The 26,183-nt window shown below is 64.6% G+C and carries 25 protein-coding genes, 1 tRNA gene and 1 pseudogene; 10 read left to right on the top strand and 17 right to left on the bottom strand.

Annotation, left to right across the window (positions count from 1 at the left end; translation table 11 throughout):
- The first annotated feature begins 197 nt into the window (after nt 1-197).
- The 4 genes from ctrA (at nt 198) to ACNJYA_RS33470 (ending at nt 3,024) form a co-directional block, all read left to right on the top strand.
- A complete protein-coding gene (gene ctrA, locus ACNJYA_RS33455) occupies nt 198-899 on the top strand; it encodes a response regulator transcription factor CtrA (RefSeq protein WP_016848562.1) in 702 nt (233 codons plus the stop codon).
- Nucleotides 900-1,062: 163 nt separating this feature from the next.
- A complete protein-coding gene (locus ACNJYA_RS33460) occupies nt 1,063-1,467 on the top strand; it encodes a DUF350 domain-containing protein (RefSeq protein WP_172789636.1) in 405 nt (134 codons plus the stop codon).
- 1 nt (nt 1,468) lies between these two features.
- The gene (locus ACNJYA_RS33465) at nt 1,469-1,861 is read left to right on the top strand and encodes a hypothetical protein (RefSeq protein ID WP_439364545.1); all 393 of its coding nucleotides are present in this window, start codon (nt 1,469-1,471) and stop codon (nt 1,859-1,861) included.
- A gap of 2 nt (nt 1,862-1,863) precedes the next feature.
- Nucleotides 1,864-3,024 (top strand): glutathionylspermidine synthase family protein, encoded by a 1,161-nt coding sequence (locus ACNJYA_RS33470; RefSeq protein ID WP_439364546.1) that lies wholly within the window; start codon nt 1,864-1,866, stop codon nt 3,022-3,024.
- 155 nt (nt 3,025-3,179) lie between these two features.
- Here the strand turns inward: ACNJYA_RS33470 and ACNJYA_RS33475 are convergent, their stop codons facing one another.
- From ACNJYA_RS33475 to chpT, 6 genes are all read right to left on the bottom strand, one after another.
- A complete protein-coding gene (locus ACNJYA_RS33475; protein ID WP_172789633.1) occupies nt 3,180-4,052 on the bottom strand; it encodes a CheR family methyltransferase in 873 nt (290 codons plus the stop codon).
- Entirely contained in the window at nt 4,049-5,245 is a 1,197-nt protein-coding gene (locus ACNJYA_RS33480; RefSeq protein WP_260382292.1) for a protein-glutamate methylesterase/protein-glutamine glutaminase, read from the bottom strand. Before ACNJYA_RS33480 ends, ACNJYA_RS33475 begins: the two co-directional genes overlap by 4 nt.
- A gap of 75 nt (nt 5,246-5,320) precedes the next feature.
- Nucleotides 5,321-5,686, bottom strand: coding sequence for a response regulator (locus ACNJYA_RS33485; RefSeq protein ID WP_007600538.1), 366 nt, complete (start codon nt 5,684-5,686; stop codon nt 5,321-5,323).
- A gap of 71 nt (nt 5,687-5,757) precedes the next feature.
- Entirely contained in the window at nt 5,758-6,228 is a 471-nt protein-coding gene (locus ACNJYA_RS33490; protein WP_260382291.1) for a chemotaxis protein CheW, read from the bottom strand.
- A 27-nt stretch (nt 6,229-6,255) separates the two neighbouring features.
- Nucleotides 6,256-9,054 (bottom strand): hybrid sensor histidine kinase/response regulator, encoded by a 2,799-nt coding sequence (locus ACNJYA_RS33495; RefSeq protein WP_439401482.1) that lies wholly within the window; start codon nt 9,052-9,054, stop codon nt 6,256-6,258.
- A gap of 198 nt (nt 9,055-9,252) precedes the next feature.
- Nucleotides 9,253-9,906 (bottom strand): histidine phosphotransferase ChpT, encoded by a 654-nt coding sequence (chpT, locus tag ACNJYA_RS33500; RefSeq protein WP_212260414.1) that lies wholly within the window; start codon nt 9,904-9,906, stop codon nt 9,253-9,255.
- A gap of 198 nt (nt 9,907-10,104) precedes the next feature.
- Between chpT and cysQ the strand changes: the two genes are divergently transcribed.
- Nucleotides 10,105-10,935, top strand: a complete 831-nt coding sequence (gene cysQ, locus ACNJYA_RS33505; protein ID WP_212260415.1) for a 3'(2'),5'-bisphosphate nucleotidase CysQ — start codon at nt 10,105-10,107, stop codon at nt 10,933-10,935.
- A gap of 10 nt (nt 10,936-10,945) precedes the next feature.
- Here the strand turns inward: cysQ and ACNJYA_RS33510 are convergent, their stop codons facing one another.
- Nucleotides 10,946-11,431, bottom strand: a complete 486-nt coding sequence (locus ACNJYA_RS33510; protein WP_439401483.1) for a YHS domain-containing (seleno)protein — start codon at nt 11,429-11,431, stop codon at nt 10,946-10,948.
- 139 nt (nt 11,432-11,570) lie between these two features.
- On the opposite strand from ACNJYA_RS33510, the gene ACNJYA_RS33515 reads away from it, so the two are divergent.
- From ACNJYA_RS33515 to ACNJYA_RS33525, 3 genes are all read left to right on the top strand, one after another.
- Nucleotides 11,571-12,176, top strand: coding sequence for a DUF1134 domain-containing protein (locus ACNJYA_RS33515; RefSeq protein WP_439401484.1), 606 nt, complete (start codon nt 11,571-11,573; stop codon nt 12,174-12,176).
- Nucleotides 12,177-12,291: 115 nt separating this feature from the next.
- Nucleotides 12,292-13,590 carry a hypothetical protein gene (locus tag ACNJYA_RS33520; RefSeq protein WP_172788391.1) on the top strand — a complete coding sequence of 433 codons (1,299 nt, stop codon included), beginning with the start codon at nt 12,292-12,294 and terminating at the stop codon, nt 13,588-13,590.
- Nucleotides 13,591-13,749: 159 nt separating this feature from the next.
- Nucleotides 13,750-13,824 (top strand) — tRNA-Val (locus tag ACNJYA_RS33525).
- A 290-nt stretch (nt 13,825-14,114) separates the two neighbouring features.
- Here ACNJYA_RS33525 and ACNJYA_RS33530 read toward each other — a convergent pair.
- The 4 genes from ACNJYA_RS33530 to ACNJYA_RS33545 all read right to left on the bottom strand — a co-directional run bounded on the left by ACNJYA_RS33530 (nt 14,115) and on the right by ACNJYA_RS33545 (nt 19,639).
- Complete coding sequence (locus ACNJYA_RS33530; protein ID WP_439401485.1) at nt 14,115-14,657, bottom strand: 2'-5' RNA ligase family protein; 543 nt, start codon at nt 14,655-14,657, stop codon at nt 14,115-14,117.
- Nucleotides 14,658-14,722: 65 nt separating this feature from the next.
- Nucleotides 14,723-15,562 carry a universal stress protein gene (locus ACNJYA_RS33535; protein ID WP_439364551.1) on the bottom strand — a complete coding sequence of 280 codons (840 nt, stop codon included), beginning with the start codon at nt 15,560-15,562 and terminating at the stop codon, nt 14,723-14,725.
- A gap of 112 nt (nt 15,563-15,674) precedes the next feature.
- The gene (locus tag ACNJYA_RS33540; protein WP_260382285.1) at nt 15,675-16,064 is read right to left on the bottom strand and encodes a response regulator; all 390 of its coding nucleotides are present in this window, start codon (nt 16,062-16,064) and stop codon (nt 15,675-15,677) included.
- A complete protein-coding gene (locus ACNJYA_RS33545; protein ID WP_439403502.1) occupies nt 16,061-19,639 on the bottom strand; it encodes a GAF domain-containing protein in 3,579 nt (1,192 codons plus the stop codon). The genes ACNJYA_RS33540 and ACNJYA_RS33545 overlap by 4 nt, the downstream gene beginning before the upstream one ends.
- A gap of 278 nt (nt 19,640-19,917) precedes the next feature.
- On the opposite strand from ACNJYA_RS33545, the pseudogene ACNJYA_RS33550 reads away from it, so the two are divergent.
- A pseudogene (locus ACNJYA_RS33550) lies at nt 19,918-20,690 on the top strand (SDR family NAD(P)-dependent oxidoreductase).
- Between the two features lie 118 nt (nt 20,691-20,808).
- Here ACNJYA_RS33550 and ACNJYA_RS33555 read toward each other — a convergent pair.
- The 6 genes from ACNJYA_RS33555 to ACNJYA_RS33580 form a co-directional block, all read right to left on the bottom strand.
- Complete coding sequence (locus tag ACNJYA_RS33555; protein WP_172788397.1) at nt 20,809-21,486, bottom strand: hypothetical protein; 678 nt, start codon at nt 21,484-21,486, stop codon at nt 20,809-20,811.
- A 126-nt stretch (nt 21,487-21,612) separates the two neighbouring features.
- Nucleotides 21,613-22,095 carry a transcription elongation factor GreA gene (gene greA / locus ACNJYA_RS33560; RefSeq protein WP_260382282.1) on the bottom strand — a complete coding sequence of 161 codons (483 nt, stop codon included), beginning with the start codon at nt 22,093-22,095 and terminating at the stop codon, nt 21,613-21,615.
- A gap of 57 nt (nt 22,096-22,152) precedes the next feature.
- Entirely contained in the window at nt 22,153-22,638 is a 486-nt protein-coding gene (locus tag ACNJYA_RS33565) for a hypothetical protein (RefSeq protein WP_212260423.1), read from the bottom strand.
- 65 nt (nt 22,639-22,703) lie between these two features.
- Nucleotides 22,704-23,042 carry a hypothetical protein gene (locus ACNJYA_RS33570; RefSeq protein ID WP_439401486.1) on the bottom strand — a complete coding sequence of 113 codons (339 nt, stop codon included), beginning with the start codon at nt 23,040-23,042 and terminating at the stop codon, nt 22,704-22,706.
- A gap of 175 nt (nt 23,043-23,217) precedes the next feature.
- Complete coding sequence (locus ACNJYA_RS33575; RefSeq protein ID WP_439401487.1) at nt 23,218-23,736, bottom strand: hypothetical protein; 519 nt, start codon at nt 23,734-23,736, stop codon at nt 23,218-23,220.
- A 38-nt stretch (nt 23,737-23,774) separates the two neighbouring features.
- Nucleotides 23,775-25,322 (bottom strand): acetolactate synthase large subunit, encoded by a 1,548-nt coding sequence (locus ACNJYA_RS33580; protein WP_439401488.1) that lies wholly within the window; start codon nt 25,320-25,322, stop codon nt 23,775-23,777.
- Nucleotides 25,323-25,585: 263 nt separating this feature from the next.
- Between ACNJYA_RS33580 and ACNJYA_RS33585 the strand changes: the two genes are divergently transcribed.
- The gene (locus tag ACNJYA_RS33585; protein WP_172788402.1) at nt 25,586-26,161 is read left to right on the top strand and encodes a L,D-transpeptidase; all 576 of its coding nucleotides are present in this window, start codon (nt 25,586-25,588) and stop codon (nt 26,159-26,161) included.
- The last annotated feature ends 22 nt before the right edge of the window (nt 26,162-26,183 follow it).

Below are 26,183 nucleotides of genomic sequence, written 5' to 3' on the forward strand. Positions count from 1 at the left end.
CGGGTAACGAAAGCTGCTTCTCCCGCAAGACCTTAGGGCGATTCGACAAAAATTGCACCGGGGGGACTTGCGTTCCAGAATCAGACTTTGTTAACCATCTGTTGTCAGGATCCGAATCAGTTGTTCAAAGGCGTTTTGTTGAGTGCCGCGAATGCGGCCGACCTGACGCCCAGGAGCGGCGACTATGGGGAACTGGCATGCGCGTTTTGCTGATTGAAGATGACAGCGCCGTCGCGCAGTCGATCGAGCTGATGCTGAAGTCGGAGAGCTTCAACGTCTACACGACCGATTTGGGGGAAGAAGGCGTCGATCTCGGTAAACTATACGATTACGACATTATTCTCCTCGACCTCAACCTGCCCGACATGTCCGGCTACGACGTGCTCAAGCAGCTCCGGGTCTCCAAGATCAAGACACCGATTCTGATCCTCTCCGGCCTCGCCGGCATCGAGGACAAGGTCAAGGGTCTCGGCGTCGGCGCCGACGACTACATGACCAAGCCCTTCCACAAGGACGAGCTGGTGGCCCGCATCCACGCGATCGTGCGCCGCTCCAAGGGCCATGCCCAGTCGGTCATCCAGACCGGCGACCTCGTCGTCAACCTCGACACCAAGACGGTGGAAGTCGGCGGCCAGCGCGTGCATCTGACCGGCAAGGAATATCAGATGCTGGAGCTGCTCAGCTTGCGCAAGGGCACGACCCTCACCAAGGAAATGTTCCTCAACCATCTCTATGGCGGCATGGACGAGCCCGAGCTGAAGATCATCGACGTCTTCATCTGCAAGCTCCGCAAGAAGCTCGCCAACGCCTCCGAGGGCCGCAACTTCATCGAGACCGTCTGGGGCCGCGGCTACGTGCTGCGCGAGCCGCACGAGGCCGACGAGCGCATCCCCGCCTGATCTTAGGGGTTTCGCGAGCCCAGTCAGGCTCGCTCCTCCCAGCCTGGACCCCGCCGCAAATGGCGGGGTTTTCGTTTTTTGGGGTGAGGCTTCATCCGAAGCTTAACGTTTGAACCACTAGCCTTCCCCTGCCGACGAATGGTCGCTGCACGATGGGGGAACGATGATCCTGCAATCACTCGCCGGCCTGCCCGCCTTCCTGGTCTATTTCTGCACCGGGCTGATCGCGATCGTGGCCTATCTGTTCGTCTATACCCGCATCACGGCCCATAACGAGTTCCAGCTCATCCGCGACAACGAGCCGGCCGCGGCGATCGCGCTCGGGCTGAGCCTGCTCGGCTTCGTGGCGCCGCTGGTCAGCGCCATCGCGCATTCGGCGAACGTGCTGGACTGCCTGATCTGGGCGACGATCGCGCTGATCGTGCAGGTCATCGTGTTCTTCCTCATCAAGGTCCCGGTCCCCAACCTCTCGGAGCGGATCTCCGCCGGCGAGCTTGCCCCGGCGATCTGGCTCGGCCTGTCCTCGCTCGCCGCGGGGCTGCTCAACGCCGCCAGCATGATCTACTGACATGGCCGACAAACCCGCCAAGAACGAGTTCGGCAAGCGCCGGCCGGTGGCCGAGCCGCCGCTCTCGCGGCCGCCGATGAAGCGCTCCGGCCACGTCGCGCTGCTGGTGATGGGTACGATCGCCGTCGGCACCACCGCCTACACCTTGATGCCGCGGCAGACCTGCGAGCCCTCCCCCAGCGCCGTGCCGGGGCAGACGACCACGACTTGCACCACCAGCAGCAGCAGCAGTTCGTCGGGCGGCAGCAGCTCGCGCTGGTCGTCGCGATCGAGCTTCTTCGAGAGCGATTCATCGAGCCATTCCTCGTCGGGCACGTCGTCGGATTCCGGCCACAGCAGCGTGAGCCGTGGCGGCTTCGGCTCGTTCGGCCATGGCTTCTCCGGCGGGGGTTGACCATGCAACGCATCACTTGCTTGGAGCGCGACGACTGGCGAGAGACCGCGGCGCAATGCGGCTTCGTCTTCCACACCATCGACGGCGAGCGCTATTGGGACGAGCGCGCCTATTACGGCTTCACGCTGGACGAGATCGAGCGCGGCATCGAGACGCCGACCGGCGAGATCGACGCGATGTGCCTCGATCTTGCCGGCCGCGTCATCGGCGACGAGCGCTTCTTGCAGCGCTTGAAGATTCCGGAAGCGTTCTGGAGCCTGATCGCCGAGAGCTGGAAGCGCGACGACCGCAGCCTCTACGGCCGGCTCGATCTGAGGTTCGACGGCAAGTCGCCGGCGAAGCTGCTCGAATACAACGCGGATACGCCGACCTCGATCTTCGAGGCCGCGGTGTTCCAATGGACCTGGCTCGAACAGGCGATCGAACGCCGCGTCATCCCCTCGCGCGCCGACCAGTTCAACTCCATCCATGAGCGGCTGATCGCAGCTTGGAAGGAAATCGCTGGCGGTCGTCCCGTCCATCTTACCGGGATCACCGGCAACGAGGAAGACGCCGGCACGCTCGCTTATCTCGAAGACACCGCGCGCCAGGCCGGACTCTCGACGACGCTGCTCGACATCGAACAGGTCGGCTGGCGCGACGAGACCGGCGGCTTCGTCGATGTTGACGAGAACGATATCGCGCTCGCCTTCAAGCTCTACCCCTGGGAATGGATGCTCCAGGACGCCTTCGGCGCCAAGCTGAAGGATGCGCCGACGCGCTGGATCGAGCCGCCGTGGAAGGCGGTGCTCTCCAACAAGGGCATCTTGCCGCTGCTCTGGGAGATGTTTCCGAATCATCCCAATTTGCTGCCGGCCTTCTTCGAGGACGATCCGCGCGCCGCTGAGCTCGGCTCGTCCTATGTGCGCAAGCCGCTGCTGTCGCGCGAAGGCGCCAATGTCACGCTGGTGTCCGGCGGCATGCAGCTCGACGAGCAGGCAGGGCCCTACGGCGCCGAAGGTTTCGTGCGCCAGGCATTGTCACCGCTGCCGAACTTTTCGGGCTTTTATCCGGTGATCGGAAGCTGGCTGGTGAACCACGAGCCCTGCGGCCTGTCGATCCGCGAGGACGAGAGCCCGATCACAGGCAACCGCTCGCGGTTTTTGCCGCATGCAATTTTGTAATGTCATTCCGGGGCGCGACGCAGTCGCGAGCCCGGAATCCATAACCCCAGGCGGATGGAATGGCCCACATCCAACCGCCTGCCTATCTCGATGTCCTGTGATTATGGATTCCGGGCTCCGCGCTTACGCGCGGCCCCGGAATGACGAGAAGCATCTCACCTCGCCGCGGCGAGCTTCAGCGGCTGCGGCATCAATCCGCCCATCGGACGGCCGGAACGCGCGGGGTTGAGCTGATAGAGACCGCGGCGATCGGCGACCGGGCGGAACGCGTCGGTGATGCCGACGACGGATTCGGCGGCGCCAAGCAGCAACGTGCCGTCCGCCTCCATCGCCTTCGCCATGCGCTCGAAAATCACCGCCTTGGTGTCCTGGTCGAAATAGATCAGCACGTTGCGGCAGAAGATCACGTCGAAGGTGCCGAGATGGGAGAAGTCCTGCAGCAGATTGAGCTGGCGGAACTGCACCATGGCACGAATGTCGGCGTTGAGCTGCCAGAGCTCGCCCACTTGCGTGAAGTATTTCACCAGATGCTGGATCGGCAGGCCGCGCTGTACCTCGAACTGGCTGTACACGCCGGCCTTGGATTTCTCCAGCACCTCCTGCGACAGGTCGGTGGCAACGATCTCGACGCGCCAGCCGGCGAGAGCAGCGCCCATCTCCTTCATGCACATCGCGATCGAATAGGGCTCCTGCCCGGTCGAGGAGGCCGCTGACCAGATGCGAAGCGACTTGCGCGCCGCGCGCGCCTGGATCAGGCCCGGCAGGATGGTGTCGCGCAAATGATCGAACGGGATCTTGTCGCGGTAGAAGAAGGTCTCGTTGGTGGTCATCGCCTCGACCACGTCGGTCGCAAGCCGGCCGTCGCCGTTCCTGATCTTCAGAACGAGATCGGGGATGCCGGGAAGGCTTGCCTTGCGGGCGAGCGGCAGCAGCCGGCTCTCGACCAGATATTGCTTGTCGGCGGAGAGATCGAGACCGGAGCGCTCTTTCAGGAACTTGCGCAGATAGTCGTAATCTGCGGGTGTCACGAGCGGTCTCCCGCGAACAGGCGGTTGACCTTGGCGCCGATCTGGTTGAGCGGCAGGATCGCCGCGCAGATGCCGGCATTGGCCGCCGCGCCCGGCATGCCCCAGACCACGCTGGAGGCTTCGTCCTGCGCGATCACGCTGCCGCCGGCCGCGACGATGTCCTTGCCGCCGCGCATCCCGTCCGAGCCCATGCCGGTCAGGATCACGGAGAGGATGTTGCCGTGCCAGACGTCGATGGCGGAGGTGAAGAGCGGATCGACCGCAGGCTTGCAGAAATTGACGGCGGGGCCGTCGTCGAGCGCGATCACCGGGTCAGCGCCGCTGCGCGCGACACGCATGTGCTTGCCGCCCGGAGCAAGGTAAATCCGTCCCGGCTTCACCGGCTCACCGTCGACCGCCTCGGCCGCCGGCCGGCGGCTCGTACGCCCCAGATGCTCGGCGAGGATGGTGGTGAAGGTCGGTGGCATGTGCTGGGTGATCAGCACCGGGAAGCGATCGATCACGGGGCCGAGCTCGGTGACGAGCGCCATCAGCGCCTGAGGACCGCCGGTCGAGGAGCCGATCAGCAGCACCTTCGGCGCCTGGGTCGAGAACGGACGTGTCGCTAGCGATCCTGACGAGGGGGCATGCACGGCCGGAGCGGGCGCAGGCGCGGCAGGCCGCGCAACAGGACCGCGGACAACGGGAGCCGGGCTCGCGGGCGCCAGCGGCGGGCTCGCAACCGCAGACTTGCGACGCAGCCGCGCGCCGAGATGGCGGATCTTCTGGATCAGGTCGTGATGGAAAATGTCTGCGGCCGACGCCTCACGCGTCGATTCCGGCTTGGGAATGTAATCGGCCGCGCCGAGCGACAACGCCTTGAAGCTGATCTCCGCGTTGCGGCGGGTCAGCGTCGAAGCCATGATGATGACGAGATCGCGCTTCTTGGCGAGCAGTTGCGGCAGTGCCGAGAGGCCATCGAGCTCGGGCATTTCGATGTCGAGCACGGCAACATCGGGATTGATGCGATCGAGCTGGTTGACCGCCTCGAGCCCGGTGCGCAGCGACGCCGCGACCTCCATGTCGTGCTCGGCACCGATCCAGCGCGAGATCAGACCGCGGATGACGACGGAATCGTCGACGATCATTACCCGCAAAGGTCCGGCTTCGCGCGACGTGCCCGTGGTCGAATTACCTGCGAACGCAACACTCATTACTCACCAACTCAGACTGAAACGGTTCAGTTGAAAACAAGCGCCGAAGGATCCGTTCAGCCTCCGGGCGGTCGCTCAGATCAGGCCGACTTCCTGGAATTTCGCCGTCACGATGTCCTTGTCGAACGGCTTCATGATGTACTCGTTGGCGCCGGCGTGCAGCGCGCGCGCGATATGCGCGACGTCGTTCTCGGTGGTGCAGAACACCACCTTCGGCTGGTCGCCGCCGGGCATGCGGCGGAGATGGCCGAGGAACTCGTAGCCATCCATGACCGGCATGTTCCAGTCGAGCAGCACCGCATCGGGCAGGCCGCGCTTGCAGGCCTCCAGCGCCTTCTCACCGTCCTCGGCTTCGAGGATCTGGAAGTCGAGCCCCTCCAGGATCCGGCGCGCAACCTTGCGGATGACGCTGGAATCATCAACGACGAGACACGTTCGCATGTGAACCTCTGCTTCCTCCCCTTTGCGGGGATACTTCCAATTGCGAGCTCGCCGGCGGCAGTGCCGCCGTATCAGGCTGCCATCATCTCGGGCGCGAGCTCGAGGACGCGATCGACGTCGAGCACGACCATGAGCTGGCCGTCGAGGCGGTGGACGCCGCCGGCGAGCTTGGCCATGCGGGGGTCGAGGTTGACGGGGTTCTCCTCCATGCCGGCCTCGGGCAGGCGCAGCACCTCGCCGATCTGGTCGATCAGCAGGCCGTAGGATTCGCCGCGGAGGTCAACGCCGACCGCCATCGGCACCTTGCCGTCTTCGGCCTTGGGCAGGCCGAGACGGGCGCGCATGTCGACCACGGTGACGATGCGGCCGCGCAGGTTGAGGACGCCCGCGATCTCGCGCGAGGACAGGGGCACGCGGGTGACGCGCTCGGGCATGAACACGTCCTGGACGCGGGAGATCGGCAGGCCGAACAGCTGGCCGCCGATCATCGCGGTGACGTACTCGACCATGGCGCCTTCAGCGGACTGGGTCTTCTTGCTCATCTCGGTGTCTCCTGATCCCTGTCCTGCTTACGCCGCGGCCCGGCTCAGCTCGGAGGCGCCGGCGGCGCCCGCGGTCTGCTCCTTCAGCGCCGCGATCAGACCGGGACGGTCGAACTTGGCGACGTAATCGTGGAAGCCGGCCTGCCGGCCGCGCTCGATCGCCGCCGGCGACACCAGCGCCGAGAGGCCGATGATCGGCGTCGCGGCGAGGTTGTTGTCGGAGCGGACGACTTCCGCGAACTCGAACCCGTTCATGTCGGGCATCTCGATGTCGGTCAGGATCACGTCGAAGTTTTGGGCGCGCAGGGCGGCCAGGCCTTCCTGCGCGGTCGGCGCGGTGCGGACGCGGTAGCCGGCGGCTTTCAGCACCGGCGCCAGCATGTTGCGGAAGAACGCTGAGTCGTCGACCAGCAGCACCGACTGCGAGTGCAGCGACGGCTTCATCTCCTTGCGGGTGAACCAGTCGGCGAACGCCATCGGCAGGAAGTGGCCGACGTCGATCACCTCGGTGGCCTGGCCCTTGATCACGGCCGAGCCGAGAATGCCGGAGGAGGAGCCGCCGACCTCGATGTTGAGCCGTTCCTCGACGATGTCGATGATCTCGTCGACGACGAGGCCCATGGAGCGGCCGTCGTCGGCGAACACCAGGATCGGCTGGGCGCCCTGGCTGGCAATGGTGACGCCGTCCATGGCGACCAGCGGCATCAGCTGCTCGCGGTACTGCACCATGTAGCGGCCGTTACTGAACTCGATCTTGTCGGCGGGCAGCTCTTCCAGGCGCGTGACGAGGCCAAGCGGGACCGCCTTGGGCTGCGACGAGCCGGCGCGGAACACCAAGAGCGAGGTGGTCTGCTCGCCGGAGCCGATGTGATGGGCGCCGTTCTCGTCGCCCATGTCATGGGCCGAGGAGCCGGCGGCGCCGAGCGCCTTCGCAATGCCGTTGGGATCGATGATCATGATCACCGCGCCATCGCCCAGAATGGTGTTGCCGGAGAACATGTCGATGTGACGCAGCTTGGTCGACATCGGCTTCACCACGATCTCTTCGGTGTGGAACACGCCGTCGACGACGATGCCAAAGGTCTGGCTGCCGACCTGGGTGACCACGATGAAGCCGTTCTCGGGATCGCTGGCGGCGCCGTCGTCGATCTTCAGCAGCTTCTTGAGGTGGATCAGCGGCAGCAGCTTGTTGCGCAACCTGAGGACCGCGGTGTCCTTGATGCGCTCGATGCGGTGCTCGGAGTTGGCGCGGGCCCGCACCAGCTCGACCACCGAGAGCTGCGGAATCGCAAAGCGGTCGCCGGCGGCTTCGACGATCAGCGCCGAGACGATGGCGAGCGTCAGCGGGATCTTGATGGTGACGGAGCTTCCTTCGCCGGCCACGCTCTTGATGTCGATGGTGCCGCCGATCTGGTCGATATTGGTGCGGACCACGTCCATGCCGACGCCGCGGCCCGAGACCGAGGTGATGGCGGCCGCGGTGGAGAAGCCCGGCGCGAAGATGAACTTGTGGATCTGGGCTTCGCTCATCTTCTCCAGCTCGGCCTCGGAGACGAGACCTGAGGAAAGCGCCTTGGCCTTGATCTTCTCGGTGTTGAGGCCGCGGCCGTTGTCGGCGATGCAGATGATGATGTGGCCGCCCTCGTGATAGGCGGAGAGGCGGATGGTGCCCTGCTCGCCCTTGCCGCTGGCGAGGCGTTCGGCGGGGGTCTCGAGGCCATGATCGGCGGAGTTGCGCACCATGTGGGTGAGCGGGTCCTTGATCAAATCGAGCACCTGGCGGTCGAGCTCGGTGTCGGCGCCGTGCATCTCGAGCTCGATCTGCTTGCCGAGTTCGGATGAGAGGTCGCGGACGATGCGGGGCAGCTTCTGCCAGGCATTGCCGATCGGCTGCATGCGCGTCTTCATGACGCCCTCCTGCAGCTCGGCGGTGACGTTGGAGAGGCGCTGCAAGGGCACCTTGAACTCGGTGTCCTCGTTGCGGCGGGAGATCTCCAGGAGCTGGTTGCGGGTCAGGACCAGCTCGGAGACCATGGTCATCAGGTGCTCCAGCGTATCCACGTTGACGCGGATCGACTGGTTGGCGATGCGGTCGCCCTCGCCCGCGGTCTCGTCGGCCATCGACTTCTTCGCGGCCTTCTCCTTGGGCGCCTTTGCGGCTTCCTTGGCAACGGCGGCTTCGGCAGCCGGCGCAGGTGCAGCCTTGACCTCAGTCTTGGCCACGGGCGCGGCGACCGGCGCTTCGATCGCGGTCTCGCGGAAGGCGCGCTCGAGCTCGTCGAGCGAGACCTCGCCCGGACGCAGCGGGCGCTCCAGGGTCTGCTCGACCAGCGAGCCCGTGGTCATCTCCTTGGCAGGCGCCGCGGCCGGGGCGTCGGGCGCCAGCGGCGGCGCATCGGCAACGGGGGTGCCGGCCGGCATCGGCTGCGCCGAGCCTGACATGGCGGCCATGCCCTGCTCGACCATGGCCTCCAGCTTGTCGATGAGATCGCGGTCGTTCCCTTCAGGCTCGGCCTCGGTTGCCTCCAGGCCGGCCAAAATCTCCTTGATGCGGTCGATCGAGGACAGGATCACCGTCACCGCCTCGGCGGTGACAGGCATGCCGTCACGGAATTTGCCCATCAGGGTCTCGCCGGCATGCGCCAGCGCTTCCAGCCGCGGCAGGCCGAGAAAGCCGCAGGTGCCCTTGATGGTGTGGACCAGGCGGAAGATGTTATCCAGGATCTTGGCGTTGTTCGGCTCCTGCTCGAACTTCACCAGCTGATTGTCCACGGTGTCCAGGCTCTCGCTGGTCTCCGTCAGAAACTCCCGCAACAGATCATCCATGAAAACAGGCCTTCATACAGGAAGGGCGCGCACGAGGCGTGATGCGCCATTTCGGAATGGGGCCAGCTTCACCGCAAAGCGTTTAATATTGGTTGAGTATGTGCAAAAGAACGGAACCAACAAAGAGATAAGGCGCTCCGGACAAGCCGAAGCGCCTCGTAAAGATTGGATTAACGCTTCGCGAGCGACGCTTCGCGTTTACGAAGCGATAACGATGATCGCTTCGCCTTCCGGCCTGAGCGTCACGGTGAGCCCGCAGGCCTGCGCGAGCAGCCGCGTATAGTAAGGCTGGATCGCATGCGCATCCGCAGCCGGCCCGCGCTCGCCGCTCAGGAGCTCGGAGATGTTCTGCGGCAGGCGCGCATTGTGTCCGGTCGCGGTGATGCGAAAGCTCATCGCCTCGCCCTCGCCGACCGGATCGACCGTCAGCATGCCGCCGCGCGGGATCGTGTGCTGGGCGACGACCAGCATGTTGAGCAGCAGCTTGACGCGGTTCTTCGGCAGCAGCAGCCGCGGCAGATTCCAGGTGATCGAGCACTTGCCGTCCTCGATATGGCCTTTCGCCATGGTCTGGGCATCGCCGAGATCGATCTGCGCGCCGGAGGAGCCGGCCGCACCGAAGGCAAGACGGCAGAACTGGAGCCGGGCGGAGGCCGTCTTGGCGCTCTTGCGAATCAGGTCGAGCGCGAACTCGCGGTCCTCGGGCTTGGGATCGTCGTCGAGCACTTCGAGCCCGTTGACGATGGCGCCCACGGGGCTGATGAGATCGTGGCAGACCCGCGAGCACAACAGCGCGGCGAGTTCGAGCATATCGGGAGCAGTAGCGGTCGCGGGCGACGAAGCGTCAGACATATAATGGGGTCCTGGAGGGTTCCTGGAATTGCACGGCGCTGGACGCCGCGAATCACGCATGCTTGACGGATGCTGCGGGTTCTAACATTCGCAACCCCGCGGCAGCTAGCTTGCGATCGGCTCGAGGCGGCCATAAGCCCAAGCGAATCGATCGGGGCGAATCAGTGGACGAGGAACGATTTTGCCGACAGATGAGGCATGCAGGTGAAGCGGATCATTGACGGAGCGGCCGCCTTTGGCCTGATGGAGCCGCTGACCGCGCTGGTGGTGAAGGCGGGCGAGGCGATCCTTGCCGTCAACCGCGCTGCCATGCGGATCGACGGCAAGCAGGATGGCTCGCCGGTGACCGAGGCTGACCTTGCCGCCGACCGCATCATCGCGGACGGTCTCGCGCAGCTCGCGGGCGATGTTCCGACGCTGTCGGAGGAGCGGACCGGGCTCGCCTCCCCGCCGTTTCAGAGCAGCTTCTTCCTGATCGATCCGCTCGACGGCACCAAGGAATTCGTCGCCGGCCGCGACGAATTCACGGTCAATCTCGCATTGGTGACGGAAGGCGTACCGCTGCTCGGCATCGTGTCCGCCCCCGCGCTCGGCCTGCTCTGGCGCGGCATCGTCGGCCACGGCGCCGAACGCGTGAGGTTCAACGGCACGACGATCGCCGCCGCCGAGCCGATCCGCACCCGCAAGCTGCCGACGCGAGGGGAGCCCTGGATCGCGGCGGTGAGCCGTTCGCATGGCGATGCCAGAAGCGAGGCGTTCATCGACAACAGGCCCAATGCGGTCAGGATGACGTGCGGCTCGGCCGTGAAATTCGGCCGGATCGCGGAAGGCAGCGCCGACATCTATCCCCGTTTCGGGCCGACCTCGGAATGGGACGTCGGGGCCGGCTGCGCGGTCGTGACCGCGGCCGGCGGCAAGGTAACCGATGGCAAAGGCGGCGAGCTCCGATTCGGCCAGCGCAGCGATACCGACTTCATCATCCCGGAATTCATCGCCTGGGGCGACCCGCAGGCGGTAGGCTGCTACTGACCGGGCTCGCTTACTGCCCGAGCTTCTCCTGCAGGGCCGGCCAGCGCTTGCCCACCTCATAGAGGAAGCGATCGGGATCGGCGACGAAGGCATCGCGATTGTCTTCCCGGCTGAACAGATAGAGCCGCTGCGCCACGATCGCGAAGAAATGCGGATTGCCGGCAACGGTGACACCGCGGGCGATGTCGGCTGGATCATAGCCGCCGAACTGCGGTCCGTAGATCTCGGGATGGGCCTGGAAAGAGGCGCGGTTGCCCTCGTTCCGGAAGCGCCAGACGGCGCCCCAGAGGTTCGCCTCGAACTCCGCTGTCCCCAGCACGGCCGCGCCGGCGACGAAATAGGCGACGGGGTCGAAGCCCTCGATGGCGACGCCGGTGAAGCGGTTGACGACGATCCGCTCGGTGGTGGCGGCCCCTGCCGGCCCCCCCGCGCCGACGATCCAAATGCCCGCAAGCAGGCAGAGGCGGCGGGCGATCAAGGCAATTCCGGGGCGCAAAGGGCTATCTTCCTGCCGTTGTGCCGTCATAGTTGCTGCGGATAACATCCGAGTCGAGGGGACATCCGGCGCAACCTAGAGCCGTGCCTGTTGGCGTCAGGTTAAGGAAGCGACCGGATTCGGTACCAGGGGTTCTTTTATGACTTTCGCATCACGCCTTGCTGCGCTCGCGCTTGCCGGGATGATCGGCTGGATCGTGCCGGCCGCCGCCCAGCAGGCGCCGCCGCCTGACCTGCCGCCGCCGCAGCGGACCCCGACGCCCAACACCTATGGGCCGGACGAGCTCGTCACCGCCGGCCATCGCTTCTTCGGCAACGTCTCGCGCGGGCTCGCCTCGATCATCGAGAAGGCGGTCAGCCAATGGGGCCTGCCGAACGGCTACATCCTGGGTGAGGAAGGCTCCGGCGCCTTCGTCGCCGGCCTGCGCTACGGCGAAGGCACGCTCTACACCAAGAACGCCGGCGATTTGCGCGTCTATTGGCAGGGCCCCTCGCTCGGCTTCGACTGGGGCGGCGACGGCGCCCGCACCATGACGCTGGTCTACAACCTGCCCGCCACCAACGCGATCTACCAGCGCTTCGGCGGCATCGACGGCTCGGCCTACATCATCGGCGGCTTCGGCATGACGGCGCTCACCGCCAACAACATCGTGCTGGTGCCGATCCGCTCGGGGCTCGGCCTGCGGCTGGGCGCCAATATCGGCTATCTCAAATACACCCCGCGCGCGACCTGGAACCCGTTCTAGGCCCCCGCCCTCCCCACTGCGATCAAGGTTAACGACAGCGCGGGGCTGGCTTTTTGCCGGCCCGCCATGGCATTGTCGTTGGTGAATTTTTCCTTAAGCTTGGGAGTTCTGGCCCATGGTCGAACCGATCATGTACCTGGCGATCGGTTTCCTGCTCTCCATGCTGTGCGGGCTCGCAATCGTGCCGCTGGTGCATAACCGCGCGGTGCGCCTGACCACGCGCCGGTTAGAGGCCGCCACCCCGCTGTCGATGGCCGAGATCCAGGCCGACAAGGACCAGCTCCGCGCCGAGTTCGCCATGTCCGCCCGGCGGCTCGAGATGAGCGTCGAGCAGCTCAAGAACAAGACCACGAGCCAGCTGGCCGAGCTCGGCAAGAAGAGCGACGCCATCAACCGCATGAAGATCGAGCTCGGCGAGAAGAACGCCACGATCTTCGCGCTGGAGGCGCGCGAGAAGGCGGTGAAGGAGCAGCTCCGCGCCACCGAGGAGGAGTTCAGCGCCAAGACGGAAGCCTTGCGCCAGGCCGAGATCGCGCTGGCCGACAAGCAGGCCGAGCTCGCCAAGATCAACTCCGAACTGTCCGACCGCTCGATGATGGCGGAGAGCCGCCAGGTCGAGCTGGTCGCGGTGCGAACGCAGATCGAGGAATTGAAGCACCGCGTCGGCGATGCCGAGAAGGAATTTGCCGCGACGCAAGCGCGTCTCGCACAGGAGCGCACCGAATCCGAGACCGCCTCGCGCGAGCTCAACGAGGCGCGCGGCCGCGTCGAGAATCTGAGCCAGCGCGTCACCGAGCTCGACCGCCAGCTCATCGTGCAGGTCAAGGAGGCCGAGATGCTATCGAGCCGCGTCGCAGATCTCGAAGGACGCCTTGCCACGCAGGGCAAGCTGCTCGCCGAGCGCGACTACGAGAACAACCAGCTGCGCCAGGCCAACGAGGCCAACGAGCGCACCATCAAGGAGCTGCGCGTCGAGATCGCGGGCCTCAGCGGCGGCAAGTCGTCGGCTGCGATGGAGCAGCTGCGTGCGGAAAAGGCCACGCTGGAGGAGCAGCTGCGCAGCGCGCGCGACGAGCGCGCGAAACTCCAGCGCGACATCAACGCGATCCAGCAGCAGGCCGAGAGTTCCTGGGCGACGGAGCGGATGGAGAACGCGCTGCTGCGCGAACGCATCAACGACATCGCGGCCGAAGTCGCCAAGCTCGCGATGCAGCTCGAAGGCCCGAACTCGCCGATCGAGGCGCTGCTCGCGGCCGAGGCCGGCCAGCCGCCGAAGCCGGCGCCGCGCCCGGCCAACGACGCCGCAACCAACGGCGCTCCGGCTGCCCGCCTGCCCGAAGGCGGCGGAACGCTCGCCGAGCGCATCCGCGCGCTCCAGGCCCACGCCTCCCGCGCCCGCCAGCAGGGCGCGTAACCGGCCAAAATCCGGCTTCCCTAGCAAATGGGCCGACCTGCCGAAGGTTTTCCGCCCCCGCGACGCCTTCAAAACTTGACACCTTCGGCCGGCACTTCTAAATCGCGGGCTCCAATGTGCCGGCCGGCCGAAAGGTCCGGCCGCCTGCATGATGGTCCCGGGCGCATAGCTCAGCGGGAGAGCGTTCCCTTCACACGGGAGAGGTCCAAGGTTCGATCCCTTGTGCGCCCACCACGCTTCGCCAAGGCTTCGCGTGGCGCAGCCACGCCCAATAGTAGCGACGCGTATCCGGCGTAGCTCGAAGAGCGTAGACGGACTTGCGGGTCTTGCTTCCGCTCTGTCAAAATTCGAAAACAACCCCATGCACAGTAGACGGCACCAGCGGGATCAAGGGGTTACGCCTTTTCCGAAGTCGCGTTTGACTTGTCGGGCAAAACAGGGGCAGGATGGCATCGTCGGGAGAGGCCTTACGGATAATCGTCGCGGCTGGAGCGGCCGGATGCATCGATGAGCGGGACGTCGGCTCACGGAGCCCGAACCGGCAACCGCTGTTCTGCAACCACCCGCACGGGCGGAAAAGAAACGCAATCCACGACATCGAACAGCACGCTGATGCTCCCGTTGAATGACTGCGCGAAAGCGATCGCGTCATCACGCTTTGCGTCGGCGATTTGTGTGCCGAGCGTGCAATGAGGTCGCCAGTTTCCCGGCCGATAGTGCAGCCGACAAAAGGCTGGATCGATCGCAGCGCTGATCGAAGCGTGCCACCTGACGAGCGTTTCATCGAATTCCGGCTCCGCCCAGAGCACCAGCGGCGGACCTGCGAACCAACGAATTCGCTTGAACGCGACGAGTAGTTGCCCTTCGCCTCCTACCGCGCGGAGCATGGTGTCCCACGCGATCTCCGCGGTAATCTCGGGCGCATCATAGATGGCGAATGTAAAATGCGGGCGATAGCCGAGAGCCCTCATCGAAGGCTGGCTCTCAAACGCGGCAACTTCATCCCACAAGGCTTCGATCTGCTTTGCCGAGGGATCGTCGGACCGAATGTTGATAGCCAAAGCCACGCGCTGTCGCTCCGTGAATCAATAGATTGTCTCACCAGCGACGAAAGAACCATGCCTTTTGTGCGCTAGTGAGCCATAAGAACGGGGATATCCGCGTGCTCCATGATATAGCTGGTCGCCCCACCGAATATCATCTGCCGCAGCCGCGTGCGGGTGAAGGCTCCTTTGATCAATAGATCGCAACCGTGTGCCCTGGCGGCATCGAGGACCGCCTCACCAGTTTCGCGCCCCTCCAGCTCGACGCTGATCAAGCTGGGCGCAATGCCATTGTATTGGAGTTGCCGAGCGATCTGACCGGCAGACGGTCCCGGCACCGCTTGGCCGCCGACAACCGTTAGGACCGATACCCTTTCGGCCAGACGAAGCAACGGCATGGCAAATGCGTTTGCCCGAGCTTGCTCGGTACTCCCGTTCCAGTGAATCATGATGTTTGTTGCGACGCTTCTTGGTGCATTCGACGGCGCCAGCAGAACGGGCCTGCCGCTCTCAAACAGCGCGGATTCGATCGCGCGGCGGTGAGGGCCCGCAGCATCAACGTCAGACCGCGCCATCACGATCAGATCGAAAGCGCGCCCATAACTTCCGATAAAGTCTTCGCCCTCAGGCGCGTTCTCCAGCCAGCCGAAGCATGGCGGGTTCGACCCTGCGGTGGCTCGAGGAACAACATGCTTGAGCATGAATGCTTCGAAGAAGTTGCGCATGTCGTTCAATTCGGCTTCGCTCTTCACCTGATACGAATCCAGGAGAATGCCGGTGGCCAATTCGGCGGCCGCATATTGAGGGATGCCGAACCGGAGTGGAAAACCTTCGATATAGGCGCCGGAACGTCGCGCGATATCCAAGGCCACAGCGAGCGTGGCTGTCATCATCGGAATATTCTGAAGCGGGACCAAGAGCGTCTTCATTTTGAATCCCCGATTTTTCTGACGAAGATTGACGGAGGATGCCTGCTTTCAATTGGGGTAGCGTTTGCGAAGTTTCACTTTCCGAGCGATTCAGTTTGTCACAATGGTTGCGTCATGCGGCCTGTTCAAGCCTCGTATCGATCTCCTGGCGCAGCGCCGCGAAGTCGATTGGTTTGGTCAATAGGTCGGCGGCGCCCTTCTCCAGCGCCTTGCGCCTGGTCTCGGCATCACCGTAGGCCGTGATCATGATGACAGGCACATCGGGGCGGGCCGAGCGCACGATAGGCAGCATCTCCAGTCCGCTCATTCCGGGCATGTTGATGTCGGACAGGATCAGAATCAGGGTGGCATCCGCAATCTCTGCCGCGCGCTGCAATGCCAGGGGTGCCGAGGATACGAACTCCATCAGAAAACGACCGGCGCGCAGATCGCGCCGAAACTGCTGGCGGAACAGCGCCTCGACATCGGGCTCGTCGTCAACGACCATTATATAGACGCTCAACTTCTGCCTCCCGTCTGCAACGGTGCCGCCCGCGTGCGCGGCAGCGTAATGATGAACTCGGTATATTCGCCCGGCTCGGTATCGACCTCGATGCTGCCGCCGTGCTGCTTCACGATGATGTCGTGGCAGATCGAAAGGCCAAGGCCCGTTCCTTCGCCGGCGGGCTTGGTGGTGAAGAACGGATTGAATATCTTCTCTCTGACATCGGCCGGGATGCCGGTGCCATTGTCGCGAATGCGGATTTCGACGGCGCCGCCGAGGTCTGTGGTCGTCGCGCGCAGCCTTGGCTCGAAGCCGTCACCGGCGGCGTCCTTTTGCTTGCTTGCCGCGTAGAAACCGTTTGAAACCAGATTGAGGAACACCCGCGTGATTTCCTGCGGATACAGCTCGAGCGCGCCCGCAGACGGATCCAGCTTTCTTTCAAGCGTGATGTTGAAGCCGGCTCTTTCCGCGCGGGCTCCGTGATAGGCGAGGTTGAGGCTTTCCTCGAGGATGGCGTTGATGTCGGCCGCGCGGCGTTCGCCAGACCCTTCGCGGGAATGCAGAAGCATATTCTTGACAATGGAATCGGCGCGCGTTCCGTGCTGCACGATCTTTTTAAGGTTACCTCTCAGCATGTGTATCAGCGCGTCGATGTCCTGCCTTTCCGCCTCGCCCAGGCCGGCTGAGCGCAGCGCGTCGCCGAGCTCGTCGGTGAGTTCGGAGGACAGCGCCGCAAAGTTGTTGACGAAATTGAGCGGGTTCTTGATCTCGTGCGCAATGCCGGCCGTGAGTTGCCCGAGCGAGGCAAGCTTCTCGGTCTGGACCAGCCGGTCCTGCGCATTTCGCAACTCCTCGAGCGATTGCGACAATTCCATGGTGCGCTCGCGCAACTCATTCAGCAGGCGCGCATTTTCGATCGCGATCACGCCCTGGTGCGCGAAATTGGATACGAGCTCGATCTGCTTGTCCGTGAAGGGTTTGACTTCCTGGCGGAAGATCGTGATCGTGCCAATCAGCTCATCTTCCTTGAGCATGGGCACGATGACGAGGGTCCTTGCGCCGGCAAGGTCGGCAAGCGCGCGAACGTTGGGGTTGCCTTCGACATAGGGCGGCTGCGTCCTGATGTCGTCGATATGAACCGTCTGATGCGTCTTCTCGACGGTGCCGAGCCCGCTCGCGGGATGTGGGCGAATGTGCTGGTAGAGCCGGGTATCGACATAAGCTTGCGGCGCGTTGTGCAATGCGACCGTGCGAAAGCCGCCCTCCTCGTAGAGATTCATGGTGCCAAAACCGGCGCCGCAAATTCGCGTCGCATTCTCCAGCATCTTGTGGAAGACCGGAGTGAGTGCGCCCGATGAAGCGCTTATGATTTCCAGCACCTCCGATGTTGCCGTCTGCCGCTCCAGCGATTCATTCAATTGCTCGAACAGACGCACGTTGCCGATGGCGATAACAGCCTGATCGGCAAAGGTCTGCAGCAGCGTGATCTGCTTGTCGTCGAATGGGCGCACCTCGGTACGACGCAGCACGATCGCCCCCATGCTCTCGCCTTCGCGCAAGAGCGGCACACTCAAAACGGTCCGAACGTTGGAGCGAAGCGCATATTCGCGTCCTGTCGGGTATTGCTCCCCTTCGGGCCCGAGCAGGTCGTGCACCTGAACGGTGCGACGATCGATAATCGCCCAGCCGGTCGGCGATTTGACACTGATCGGTCGTCGGCTCCACACCACGGGAACCGGGCCATGGTGCGCCTGGATGACGATATCGTCGCCATCCCTCAGAATGACCAGTGCATCATATGCCTCGCAAAGCCCGCATGCGCTTTCCACGATCGCCTTGAGCACCGGACCGACTTCGGTCGGGGAGGAAGCGATGACCCGCAAGATATTGGCGCTGCCGGTCTGGTACGTCAGCGCCTCGGACAGATCGCGCGTCCTGGTTTGCAATTGTTCGAACAGCCGGACATTCTCGATGGCGATCACCGCCTGGTCCGCAAACGTGGCGACGAGTTCGATCTGCTTTTCGGTGAAGGGCTGCACGCGCTTGCGGGCGATCACGAGCGCGCCGATCGGCTCATTCTCGCGCAGGAGTGGAACACCGAGCGCCGTGCGCTGACCAGCCATCGTGATCGACGCCTGTAGGCCGTATTCGGGATCGGCAGCGACGTCGAGGATCTGCACCGGACGGCGTTCGAGGACCGCTCGACCCGTGACCGTGCCCCGGCCGGGGGCGATCGGATGAGCCTGCAGAAAAGCGATGTAGTCCTCGGAAAACCCGACCGCTGCTCCGGCCTGATATTCATCGCCCTCGCGGCGCATGATGAAGGCCATCTCCGCTTCGCACAGCCGTGCCGCCGACTCGACCAGCGTGTCGAGCACGGTTTGCAGATCGAAGGTCGAGCGGCTGATCACCTTCAGCACGTCGGCAGTCGCGGTTTGCTGCTGGAGCGATTCGGCGAGATCGCGCGTCTTCGCCTGGACCTCATCGAACAGCCGCACATTCTCAATCGCGATCACGGCCTGATCGGCGAAAGTGGAGACCAGGTCGATCTGCTTGCCCGTGAACGAGTTCACGGTCTTGCGGCCCAGGAATAGCACGCCGATCGTTTCTCCGGACCGGAGCAAGGGTACGCCCAGGAGGGTGCGGTAACCGCCGGCCCTCTGTTGCTCGGGATAGGCATAGTCGGGATCGACCAGGACGTCCGGGATCTGAACAGCCTTGCCGCACAGCAGGACGCGCCCGACCAGGCTACCGCGTCCCGCATTGAGCCGAACGCCCGCCGAGGCCTTGGCCCACTCGGGCGAGAAATTGTAGCGAGTTGCATGATAGTAGCCACCGTCGCCATCGTGCCGGACGATTGCCGCCATGTCGGCACCACACAGCCACGCCGCCGATTCCGTCAGCGTGTCGAGAACCGTTTGCAGATCGAACGCGGAGCGGCTGATGACTTTCAACACATCGGCGGTCGCGGTCTGCTGCTGCAGCGATTCCCGCAAGTCGTCGGTGCGCGCCTGCACCTCGTCGAACAGCCGCGCGTTCTCTATGGCGATGACAGCCTGGTCGGCGAAGGTCTGCAGAAGCTGCACATGATGCGGAGCGAAGGCCCCCGGCTCGGCTCGCGTGACGCTGATCATGCCGATCACCACGCCGCCGGTCGCGAGCGGAACGAACAACATGCTGCGAAAGCCGCGGGCCCGCGCGATGAATTTGATGTCGTTCGTCAGCGCTTCAGTATCGGGCGTCGGCACCACCTTACCGGCCTCTGCCCTCGCAAAACTCTCGAAATCGGCGATCGGACGCGGAAACATCTTCTTCAACGCTTCATCGGCGGCAGGATTCGTCGGCGTGAACGCCGCCAAGTGGGCATTGCCTTCGATGAAGCGGAATACGGTCGTCGAAAAGCCGCCGAGCAAGGCATTTGCGCGCCTCGCGATCGCATCGAATACCGGCTTCACCTCCGATGGCGAACTGGCAATGATCTTGAGAATGTCCGCGGTGGCGGTCTCGCGATCTTGTGCGGCGCGCAATTCGGCCAGGAGCCGCGCGTTCTCCTGCTGCAAATCCGCCACAACGTCCTGAGGAAGCGCGGCCATGATGAAAATCCACGTCGCCAGCCGGTTCGCGGCCGACGTCAAAATCTAATCAAGAATGTGTCGGGAATTATTCCACCATCAGGTGCTTTCGACCAGAGGTACCGTGAGTTGATTTTCGATCGACTACGCGTCAATTCGCCTTTCGTGATCGACGAAAGCGGCGAGTTCCGCAAAATGCCGCTGGAGGCCCCCTTGCTTCGGGTCCGCAGGCCTTGGGGGCGCGGGACCCGAGTGCCGCGAGCGCCGTAGTTTGCGTCCTGAAATCCTAGGAGAACCCCATGGCGACCATATTCATCACCGGCAGCACGGACGGCCTCGGCCGGCGGCGGCGCAATCGCTCCTCGATCGGGGCCACCACGTCGTGCTGCACGCGCGTTCGGCCGATCGTGCTGCGGCCCTCGGCGGGCTCACTTCGCGCGCCCGGGGATTGGTGATCGGCGACCTCAGAAGCGCCGGGGAGACGCGGAGCATCGCTGACCAGGTCAACGCGATCGGGCGCATGGATGGGGTCATCCACAATGCCGGCGTCTACACGCGGCCGAGCCGCGGCGCGAGCCCTGAAGGCCATGCCGAGACGCTGGCCATCAACACGCTTGCGCCGTTCATGCTGACGGCCCTGATCGCGCGGCCCGCCCGATTGATCTATCTCAGCAGCGGATTGCACCGCGGCGGAGAGGGCTCGCTCGACGACCTCGATTGGACCAAGCGGGCCTGGAATGCGGCCAAGGCCTATGCCGAGAGCAAGCTGCACGTCGTCGCGCTCGCCTACGCGCTGGCGCGGCGCTGGCCCAACGTCCTCTGCAACGCCGTCGATCCCGGTTGGGTGCGCACGAAGATGGGCGGCGCGGGCGCCCCGGTCGATATCGACACGGGGCAACGGACCCAGACCTGGCTGGCGGTGAGCGAGGATCACGCGGCGCGGGTGAGCGGGCGCTACTGGCATCATCTCGAGCAGCAAGAGCCGGCCCGCGAGGCGACCGATCCGAGATTTCAGCACCAGCTCATCGGCCAATTGAGCGAGCTGACGGGCGTTGCGCTGCCGGAGGTGTAACGCACGATGGAATCCTCGTCATTGCGAGCGCAGCGAAGCAATCCAGAATCCCTCTGCGGAAAGACTCTGGATTGCTTCGTCGCAAGAGCTCCTCGCAATGACGGCGGAGAGCGGCATTTCACGCCGCGCGTTGTGGCCGCCAGGCCGTGTAGAGACCGATCAGTGTCCCGATGGCGACCAGCGCGGCGGCCAGCAGCACCTGCAATTCGCCATCGTCGGTGGGGCCGATGGACGACACCAGCCTGGTCACGATGAGGAACAGAATGCCCACCGCCGCCGCCGCACCCACGCCGAGATAAGCGAGCTCGCGCCTCAGGCTGCGGCCAAGCAGTCCGAGCGCCGTGAAATACATCGCGCAGGCGTTGGGATGAACGAACAAGGCAATGCGGGCATAGGGGCCATAGGCGTCGAACAAGGACTCGCATCGGCGCAGGGCCGCCTTCGAGGCCACCCGCTGCAGGAACGGCCGGAAGAAACGAGCCTGTCCGTAGCTGAGAACGGCGCCCAGGATGATGGCGAGCCACGCCGCGACGAAGACGGAGCCATCCACGGCCTTCGGACTGAGCGCCACGGACATCAGGATGAGGGCGGTGCCGGGAAAATAGCCGAAATACGGAAAGACCGCTTCCACCAGCACGCAGACGAACATGAAGGCCGGAAACCATGCCGACCCGGTCGCGCCATGGACGATGGCGTTCAGGTCGAACAGGCTCGTCCTGTAAAGTACGAGGTACATGCACATGGCGAGGGCAGCCAGCGCGTAGAACGGCAGCGCTCCCGACAAAAACCGTCTCATCCAATCATCAAGCTTTGTTTGGCGGAGACGACGGCCTCGCGCTGTTCCGGATCATGCTTTAGGCCAATGGGCTTGATGCTGTCGATGGCGCTCTTTGCCACGCAACCGCACCTGGGTTGGCGCACCCTACGAGATCGATAGAATCTCGATCTCCTGCGCGCCAGAGCCGACGACGTCGCCGACCGCCTTGCCCATCAGCGACCTCGCGACCGGCGCGACGAACGATATCGAGCCGGCCTTGGGATCGGCCTCGTCCTCGCCGACGATGCGGTAGGTCTGCACCCGGCCGTCGGCGCGACTGAAGCTCACGGTGCTGCCGAAGGCGACGATTTCGGTCGCGACAGGATCGGTCATCACCTGGGCCGTGCGCAAGCGTTCGGTGAGATAGCGGAGATCGCGCAGGGGCACGGCCGACTGCCGGCGCTTCTCGTTGACGTCCTCGATGGCTTGCGCGGCTTCGTAGGCCGCGCGCGCTTCGGCAAGCTGCGTCTGCAGCGCCTTGAAGCCTGCTTCCGTCACGAGGTTCGGATGCGGCGAGATCGGGCGGTCCGGCAACAGCGTCTCGGACGCAGTTTCGGCGCTCTCTTCCTTGGTGAAGGCGACGCTCAATTGAAGATCCTGTCGAACTGTTTCGTTGGCGACGCCGTGTGGCGCCGACGACCGAGACTATATCTCAAGTTCGACGAAACGGCGGAGTTTGAAGACGAGGTCCGGCACGGCCTGACGGAACCGGGTTGCGTTCTGGAAACTGGTCGAGAACGGCGCGAAGGTCAGCATCGCGTTCCAGTGCCGGTAACCATAGACCGTAACCGAAACGCCGGAGCTCGGGAAGTTTTCCAGCTTGCGCAGCTCGCCGAGCACGAGATCCGCGATTGCCTCCGCCGGCAGCAGGCGCTTGCCGTCCCGCGTGGTTGCGATTGGCTCGGGCGGCTCGGCCGGCCTGGTGGCCGCCGGCGCCGCATCGGGCGCGCGCTCGGCCTTGGCCGCGGCCGCATCGGACCTGGACCTCTCGACCGGCTCCACGGGATCGGCCGGCACAATCGGCGGAACCTCGGCGAGCGGCGGCGGTGCAACATGGTCTGCGCGCTTGTTGCCTCCCAGGATGCTGCTGATCATGGCCACAAGGCCGGCATCCTTCACCTCGTCACTCATCAATCCCCCCGGGCCGAATGATCGGCGGCACCACATTCGCTCACGTCGCGCCGCCGTGCGATCCGTTACCGTTTGTCGAACGGAATGTACTGCTGGTACTGCTTGGGCACCGAGCTGCGGTAGCGCGCCGGCACGGTGCCGGTGTCGATCGAATGATCGATCTCCTGCTGCCGGGTCATCTTCCCCTTCGCCGGCTTCTTCGATGCGCTCTTCTTGCCGTCAGTGGGCTGGCTGGACGTGTCGGTGGTCGCGCTCGGCGCTGTCGTCGTCGCAGCCGGCGCAGTGCTTGTCGCGGCAGGCGCGGCGGTTCCGCCCGTGGCTGGAGCGCCCTGCGCCAGTGCGAGCGGCGATTGCACCATGAGCACCAGCGCTGCCGTCGCAGCCAGCAAATATGATTTCTGCATCAGAACCTCCAATATGCCTGATCCGAATGGGCCAGCGTAGGCCTCCGGCATCGACGCGTGCAAGTCCGTAGACAATAGGTCCTATCCCATGCCGGAACTGTGGTGGGGATCACATTACCGGCATGGCCTATCGTCATGACATCGCAGCGCGCGTCACTGCGCCGCCGCGCCCCCGCTATGCGCGCGCCCCGAGGCCGGTCTCCTCCAGCCGCGTCGCGAACCAGCGCGACAGTGCCTCGTCGACGGCGCCGGAGACATAGACCTCCGACATCGTCACATGGGGCCTGTCCAGCACCAGCAGCAAGCCGATCCAATAGGGAAACCAGACATGGACGTCGGTCAGCGCCCGCAGCTTGTGCCGATCGTGATCGAGCGGCGTGTGATTGCTCGCCTTGCGAATTTCCACCGCGAGCAGATTGTTCGGGATCTCGCGCTGATGCACGACGACATCGGGGTAGATCGACTTGCCGAGATGGTCGTCGGTCGAGATGATGGTGCCGTGCGGCAGATGCAGCGTGCGCTCGCCGAGCCGGTCGTAATTGCAATCGACCGACCAGCCCGAAAACTGCTTTTCCAGATGCACGGCGAAGCGGTGCGTGACCGCCCGCTCGCCGACATCCTTCTCGAACAGGAAAGCCTCTTGGGCGTAGAAGTCCCGGAGCGCCGCGATCACCTTGTTCAGCTCGGTCTGCATCGTGCCTCCGGGCTCATGGCGCTCTGTCTGTTGCCGCCCTACATCTGAACTTCGATCAGCCGCGGGCCGGGCTCGGCGACGGCTTCCGCCAGCGCCTTGTTGAACTCGTCGGCGTTGGTGACGGCGCGGCCGGGCACGCCCATGCCCCTGGCCAGCGCCACGAAATCCAGCGTCGGCCGGTCGAGGCGGAGCATGTCGTTGGCGCGCTGGCCGGGCTCGCCGGCGCCGACATTGTCGAACTCGCCGCGCAGGATCTGGTAGATGCGGTTGGCGAACACGATGGTGACGATGTCGAGGTTCTCGCGCGCCTGGGTCCACAGCGACTGGATCGTGTACATCGCGCTGCCGTCGCCGACCATGGTGATGACCTTGCGGTCCGGGCAGGCGATCGCCGCGCCGATCGACAGCGGCGTCGAGAAGCCGATCGAGCCGCCCATGTTCTGCAGCCAGTCGTGCGGGGCGGCCGCCGCCGTCGGCGGGAAGAAGCCGCGGCCGGTGGTGAGGGATTCGTCGACCATGATCGCGTTCTCGGGGATCGCACAGGCAATGGCCTGCGCGATCGAGGCGAAGGTGAGCGCGCCGGTCGGCTTGACCAGCTCCTGCAAAGCCTGCGGCTTGACGTCCCTGGTGCTGGCCTTCACGGCGCCGGCGAGCGCCTCGAGCGCTGCGACCGAATTCTCGCCCCAGGAGGTCATGCGATGCACCTCGCAGCCCTGCGGCTTGAGCATGCTCGGCTTGTTCGGATAGGCGAAGAACGCCACGGGATCGTCGGACTCGACCAGCACGATGTGACGGAATTTTGCCAGCATCGGCAGCGCGTTCTCGATCACGTAGTGGATGCGGTCGATCGAGAAACGGCCGCGGCCGCGCGCCATCTTGGGACGGAAGGTCGGGCCCATCACGGTGCAGCCGGTCTTGCCGGCGATGCGCTCGGCCAGCGCGAGGCCATGCTCGCTCAGCGCGCTGCCGGTCATCAGCAGCAGCGTGCCTTCGCCGTCGCCGTGCAGGATTCTTGCGGCCTGCTCGACCGCCTGCGGCGAATAGCTCGCGCGCTGCTGCTCGGCCGGAACCTCGGCAATGCCGTCGGCTTCGTTCCAGGCGGTGTCGGCGGGCAGGATCAGGGTCGCAATCTGCGGCGGCGCGCTTTTGGCGGCGGCAATCGCGGCCGCGCCGTCGGCGGCGACCGATTTGGAATCCGGGGAGGTGCGGACCCAGGACGACATCGGCCGGGCCAGGCCTTCGATGTCGGAGGTCAGCGGCGCGTTGTAGCCGATGTGGTAGACGGCGTGCTGGCCGACGATGTTGACGATGCCGGAATTGGCCTTCTTGGCGTTGTGCAGATTGGCAAGGCCGTTGGCGAGGCCGGGGCCGAGATGCAGCAGGGTCGAGGCAGGCGTGCCCTTCATGCGGAAATAGCCGTCGGCCGCACCCGTCACCACGCCTTCGAACAGGCCGAGCACGCAGCGCATGCCTGGGACACGGTCGAGCGCCGCGACGAAATGCATCTCGGAGGTGCCGGGATTGGTGAAGCAGACGTCCACCCCGCCCTTGACCATCGTCCGCACCAGGCTTTCCGCACCGTTCATTCTGTCTGCTCCCGCAACCGGCGTTTCCAGTAATCCGTTCGGTCAATCATTGTTCGCGCGGCCCGTCAAAGCAATAGCGGGCATTGCGGCCCTGCCCCGCGTGACGAGGCGCGGATTTGGCTAACGCTTTCCAGCAAATTGGCGCAGTTGCGATTTGGTAACGCCAGTCGTTAACGATGCGACCCTCACGGGCCCGTGGCTTGCGGAACGCGCGCAAATGTGGCCTCTGGCTTCGGTTGAATCGATTTTTTCGGGGGGAAATGATGATCCGGTTTTTTGCCGCACCGATGACCGCAATGGCGCTGTTGCTGGCTGGCGCAGCCGACGCATCCGCGGCGGGGATGATAGACTTCACGGGCACCAGTTCCACCGGCTATCTCGGCCACGGTGCGAGCCCGATTCCCCGCACCACCGTCATGTATAACGGCAATTACGCACCAGGCACGGTCGTGGTGAACACCTCCGAGCGGCGGCTCTACCTGGTGCTCGGGAACGGGCAGGCGCTGCGCTACGGCATCGGCGTCGGCCGCGACGGCTTCCGCTGGGGCGGGGTGCACAAGATCACCGCCAAGAAGGAATGGCCGGACTGGACGCCGCCGTCGCAGATGCTGGCGCGCCGGCCGGACCTGCCGCGCCACATGAAGGGCGGCATCGAGAATCCGCTCGGCGCCCGCGCGATGTATCTGGGCTCGACGCTGTACCGCATCCACGGCTCCAACGAACCGGAGACGATCGGTCAGGCCGTCTCCTCGGGCTGCTTCCGCATGACCAACGACGACGTCACCGACCTCTATAGCCGCGTCTCGATCGGCACCACGGTGGTGGTGCTGAACAACTGACCAGACGCAAACTCTCGTAGGG

It is taken from the genome of Bradyrhizobium sp. BLXBL-01 (genome assembly GCF_051853025.1).
GTDB lineage: Bacteria > Pseudomonadota > Alphaproteobacteria > Rhizobiales > Xanthobacteraceae > Bradyrhizobium.

Coding starts and splice junctions, on each gene's coding strand:
- ctrA (WP_016848562.1), top strand. CDS start 198: ATGCGCGTTTTGCTGATTGAAGATGACAGCGCCGTCGCGCAGTCGATC.
- ACNJYA_RS33460 (WP_172789636.1), top strand. CDS start 1,063: ATGATCCTGCAATCACTCGCCGGCCTGCCCGCCTTCCTGGTCTATTTC.
- ACNJYA_RS33465 (WP_439364545.1), top strand. CDS start 1,469: ATGGCCGACAAACCCGCCAAGAACGAGTTCGGCAAGCGCCGGCCGGTG.
- ACNJYA_RS33470 (WP_439364546.1), top strand. CDS start 1,864: ATGCAACGCATCACTTGCTTGGAGCGCGACGACTGGCGAGAGACCGCG.
- ACNJYA_RS33480 (WP_260382292.1), bottom strand. CDS start 5,245: ATGAGTGTTGCGTTCGCAGGTAATTCGACCACGGGCACGTCGCGCGAA.
- ACNJYA_RS33485 (WP_007600538.1), bottom strand. CDS start 5,686: ATGCGAACGTGTCTCGTCGTTGATGATTCCAGCGTCATCCGCAAGGTT.
- ACNJYA_RS33490 (WP_260382291.1), bottom strand. CDS start 6,228: ATGAGCAAGAAGACCCAGTCCGCTGAAGGCGCCATGGTCGAGTACGTC.
- ACNJYA_RS33495 (WP_439401482.1), bottom strand. CDS start 9,054: ATGGATGATCTGTTGCGGGAGTTTCTGACGGAGACCAGCGAGAGCCTG.
- chpT (WP_212260414.1), bottom strand. CDS start 9,906: ATGTCTGACGCTTCGTCGCCCGCGACCGCTACTGCTCCCGATATGCTC.
- cysQ (WP_212260415.1), top strand. CDS start 10,105: ATGCAGGTGAAGCGGATCATTGACGGAGCGGCCGCCTTTGGCCTGATG.
- ACNJYA_RS33515 (WP_439401484.1), top strand. CDS start 11,571: ATGACTTTCGCATCACGCCTTGCTGCGCTCGCGCTTGCCGGGATGATC.
- ACNJYA_RS33520 (WP_172788391.1), top strand. CDS start 12,292: ATGGTCGAACCGATCATGTACCTGGCGATCGGTTTCCTGCTCTCCATG.
- ACNJYA_RS33535 (WP_439364551.1), bottom strand. CDS start 15,562: ATGAAGACGCTCTTGGTCCCGCTTCAGAATATTCCGATGATGACAGCC.
- ACNJYA_RS33545 (WP_439403502.1), bottom strand. CDS start 19,639: ATGGCCGCGCTTCCTCAGGACGTTGTGGCGGATTTGCAGCAGGAGAAC.
- ACNJYA_RS33555 (WP_172788397.1), bottom strand. CDS start 21,486: ATGAGACGGTTTTTGTCGGGAGCGCTGCCGTTCTACGCGCTGGCTGCC.
- ACNJYA_RS33565 (WP_212260423.1), bottom strand. CDS start 22,638: ATGAGTGACGAGGTGAAGGATGCCGGCCTTGTGGCCATGATCAGCAGC.
- ACNJYA_RS33570 (WP_439401486.1), bottom strand. CDS start 23,042: ATGCAGAAATCATATTTGCTGGCTGCGACGGCAGCGCTGGTGCTCATG.
- ACNJYA_RS33575 (WP_439401487.1), bottom strand. CDS start 23,736: ATGCAGACCGAGCTGAACAAGGTGATCGCGGCGCTCCGGGACTTCTAC.
- ACNJYA_RS33580 (WP_439401488.1), bottom strand. CDS start 25,322: ATGAACGGTGCGGAAAGCCTGGTGCGGACGATGGTCAAGGGCGGGGTG.
- ACNJYA_RS33585 (WP_172788402.1), top strand. CDS start 25,586: ATGATCCGGTTTTTTGCCGCACCGATGACCGCAATGGCGCTGTTGCTG.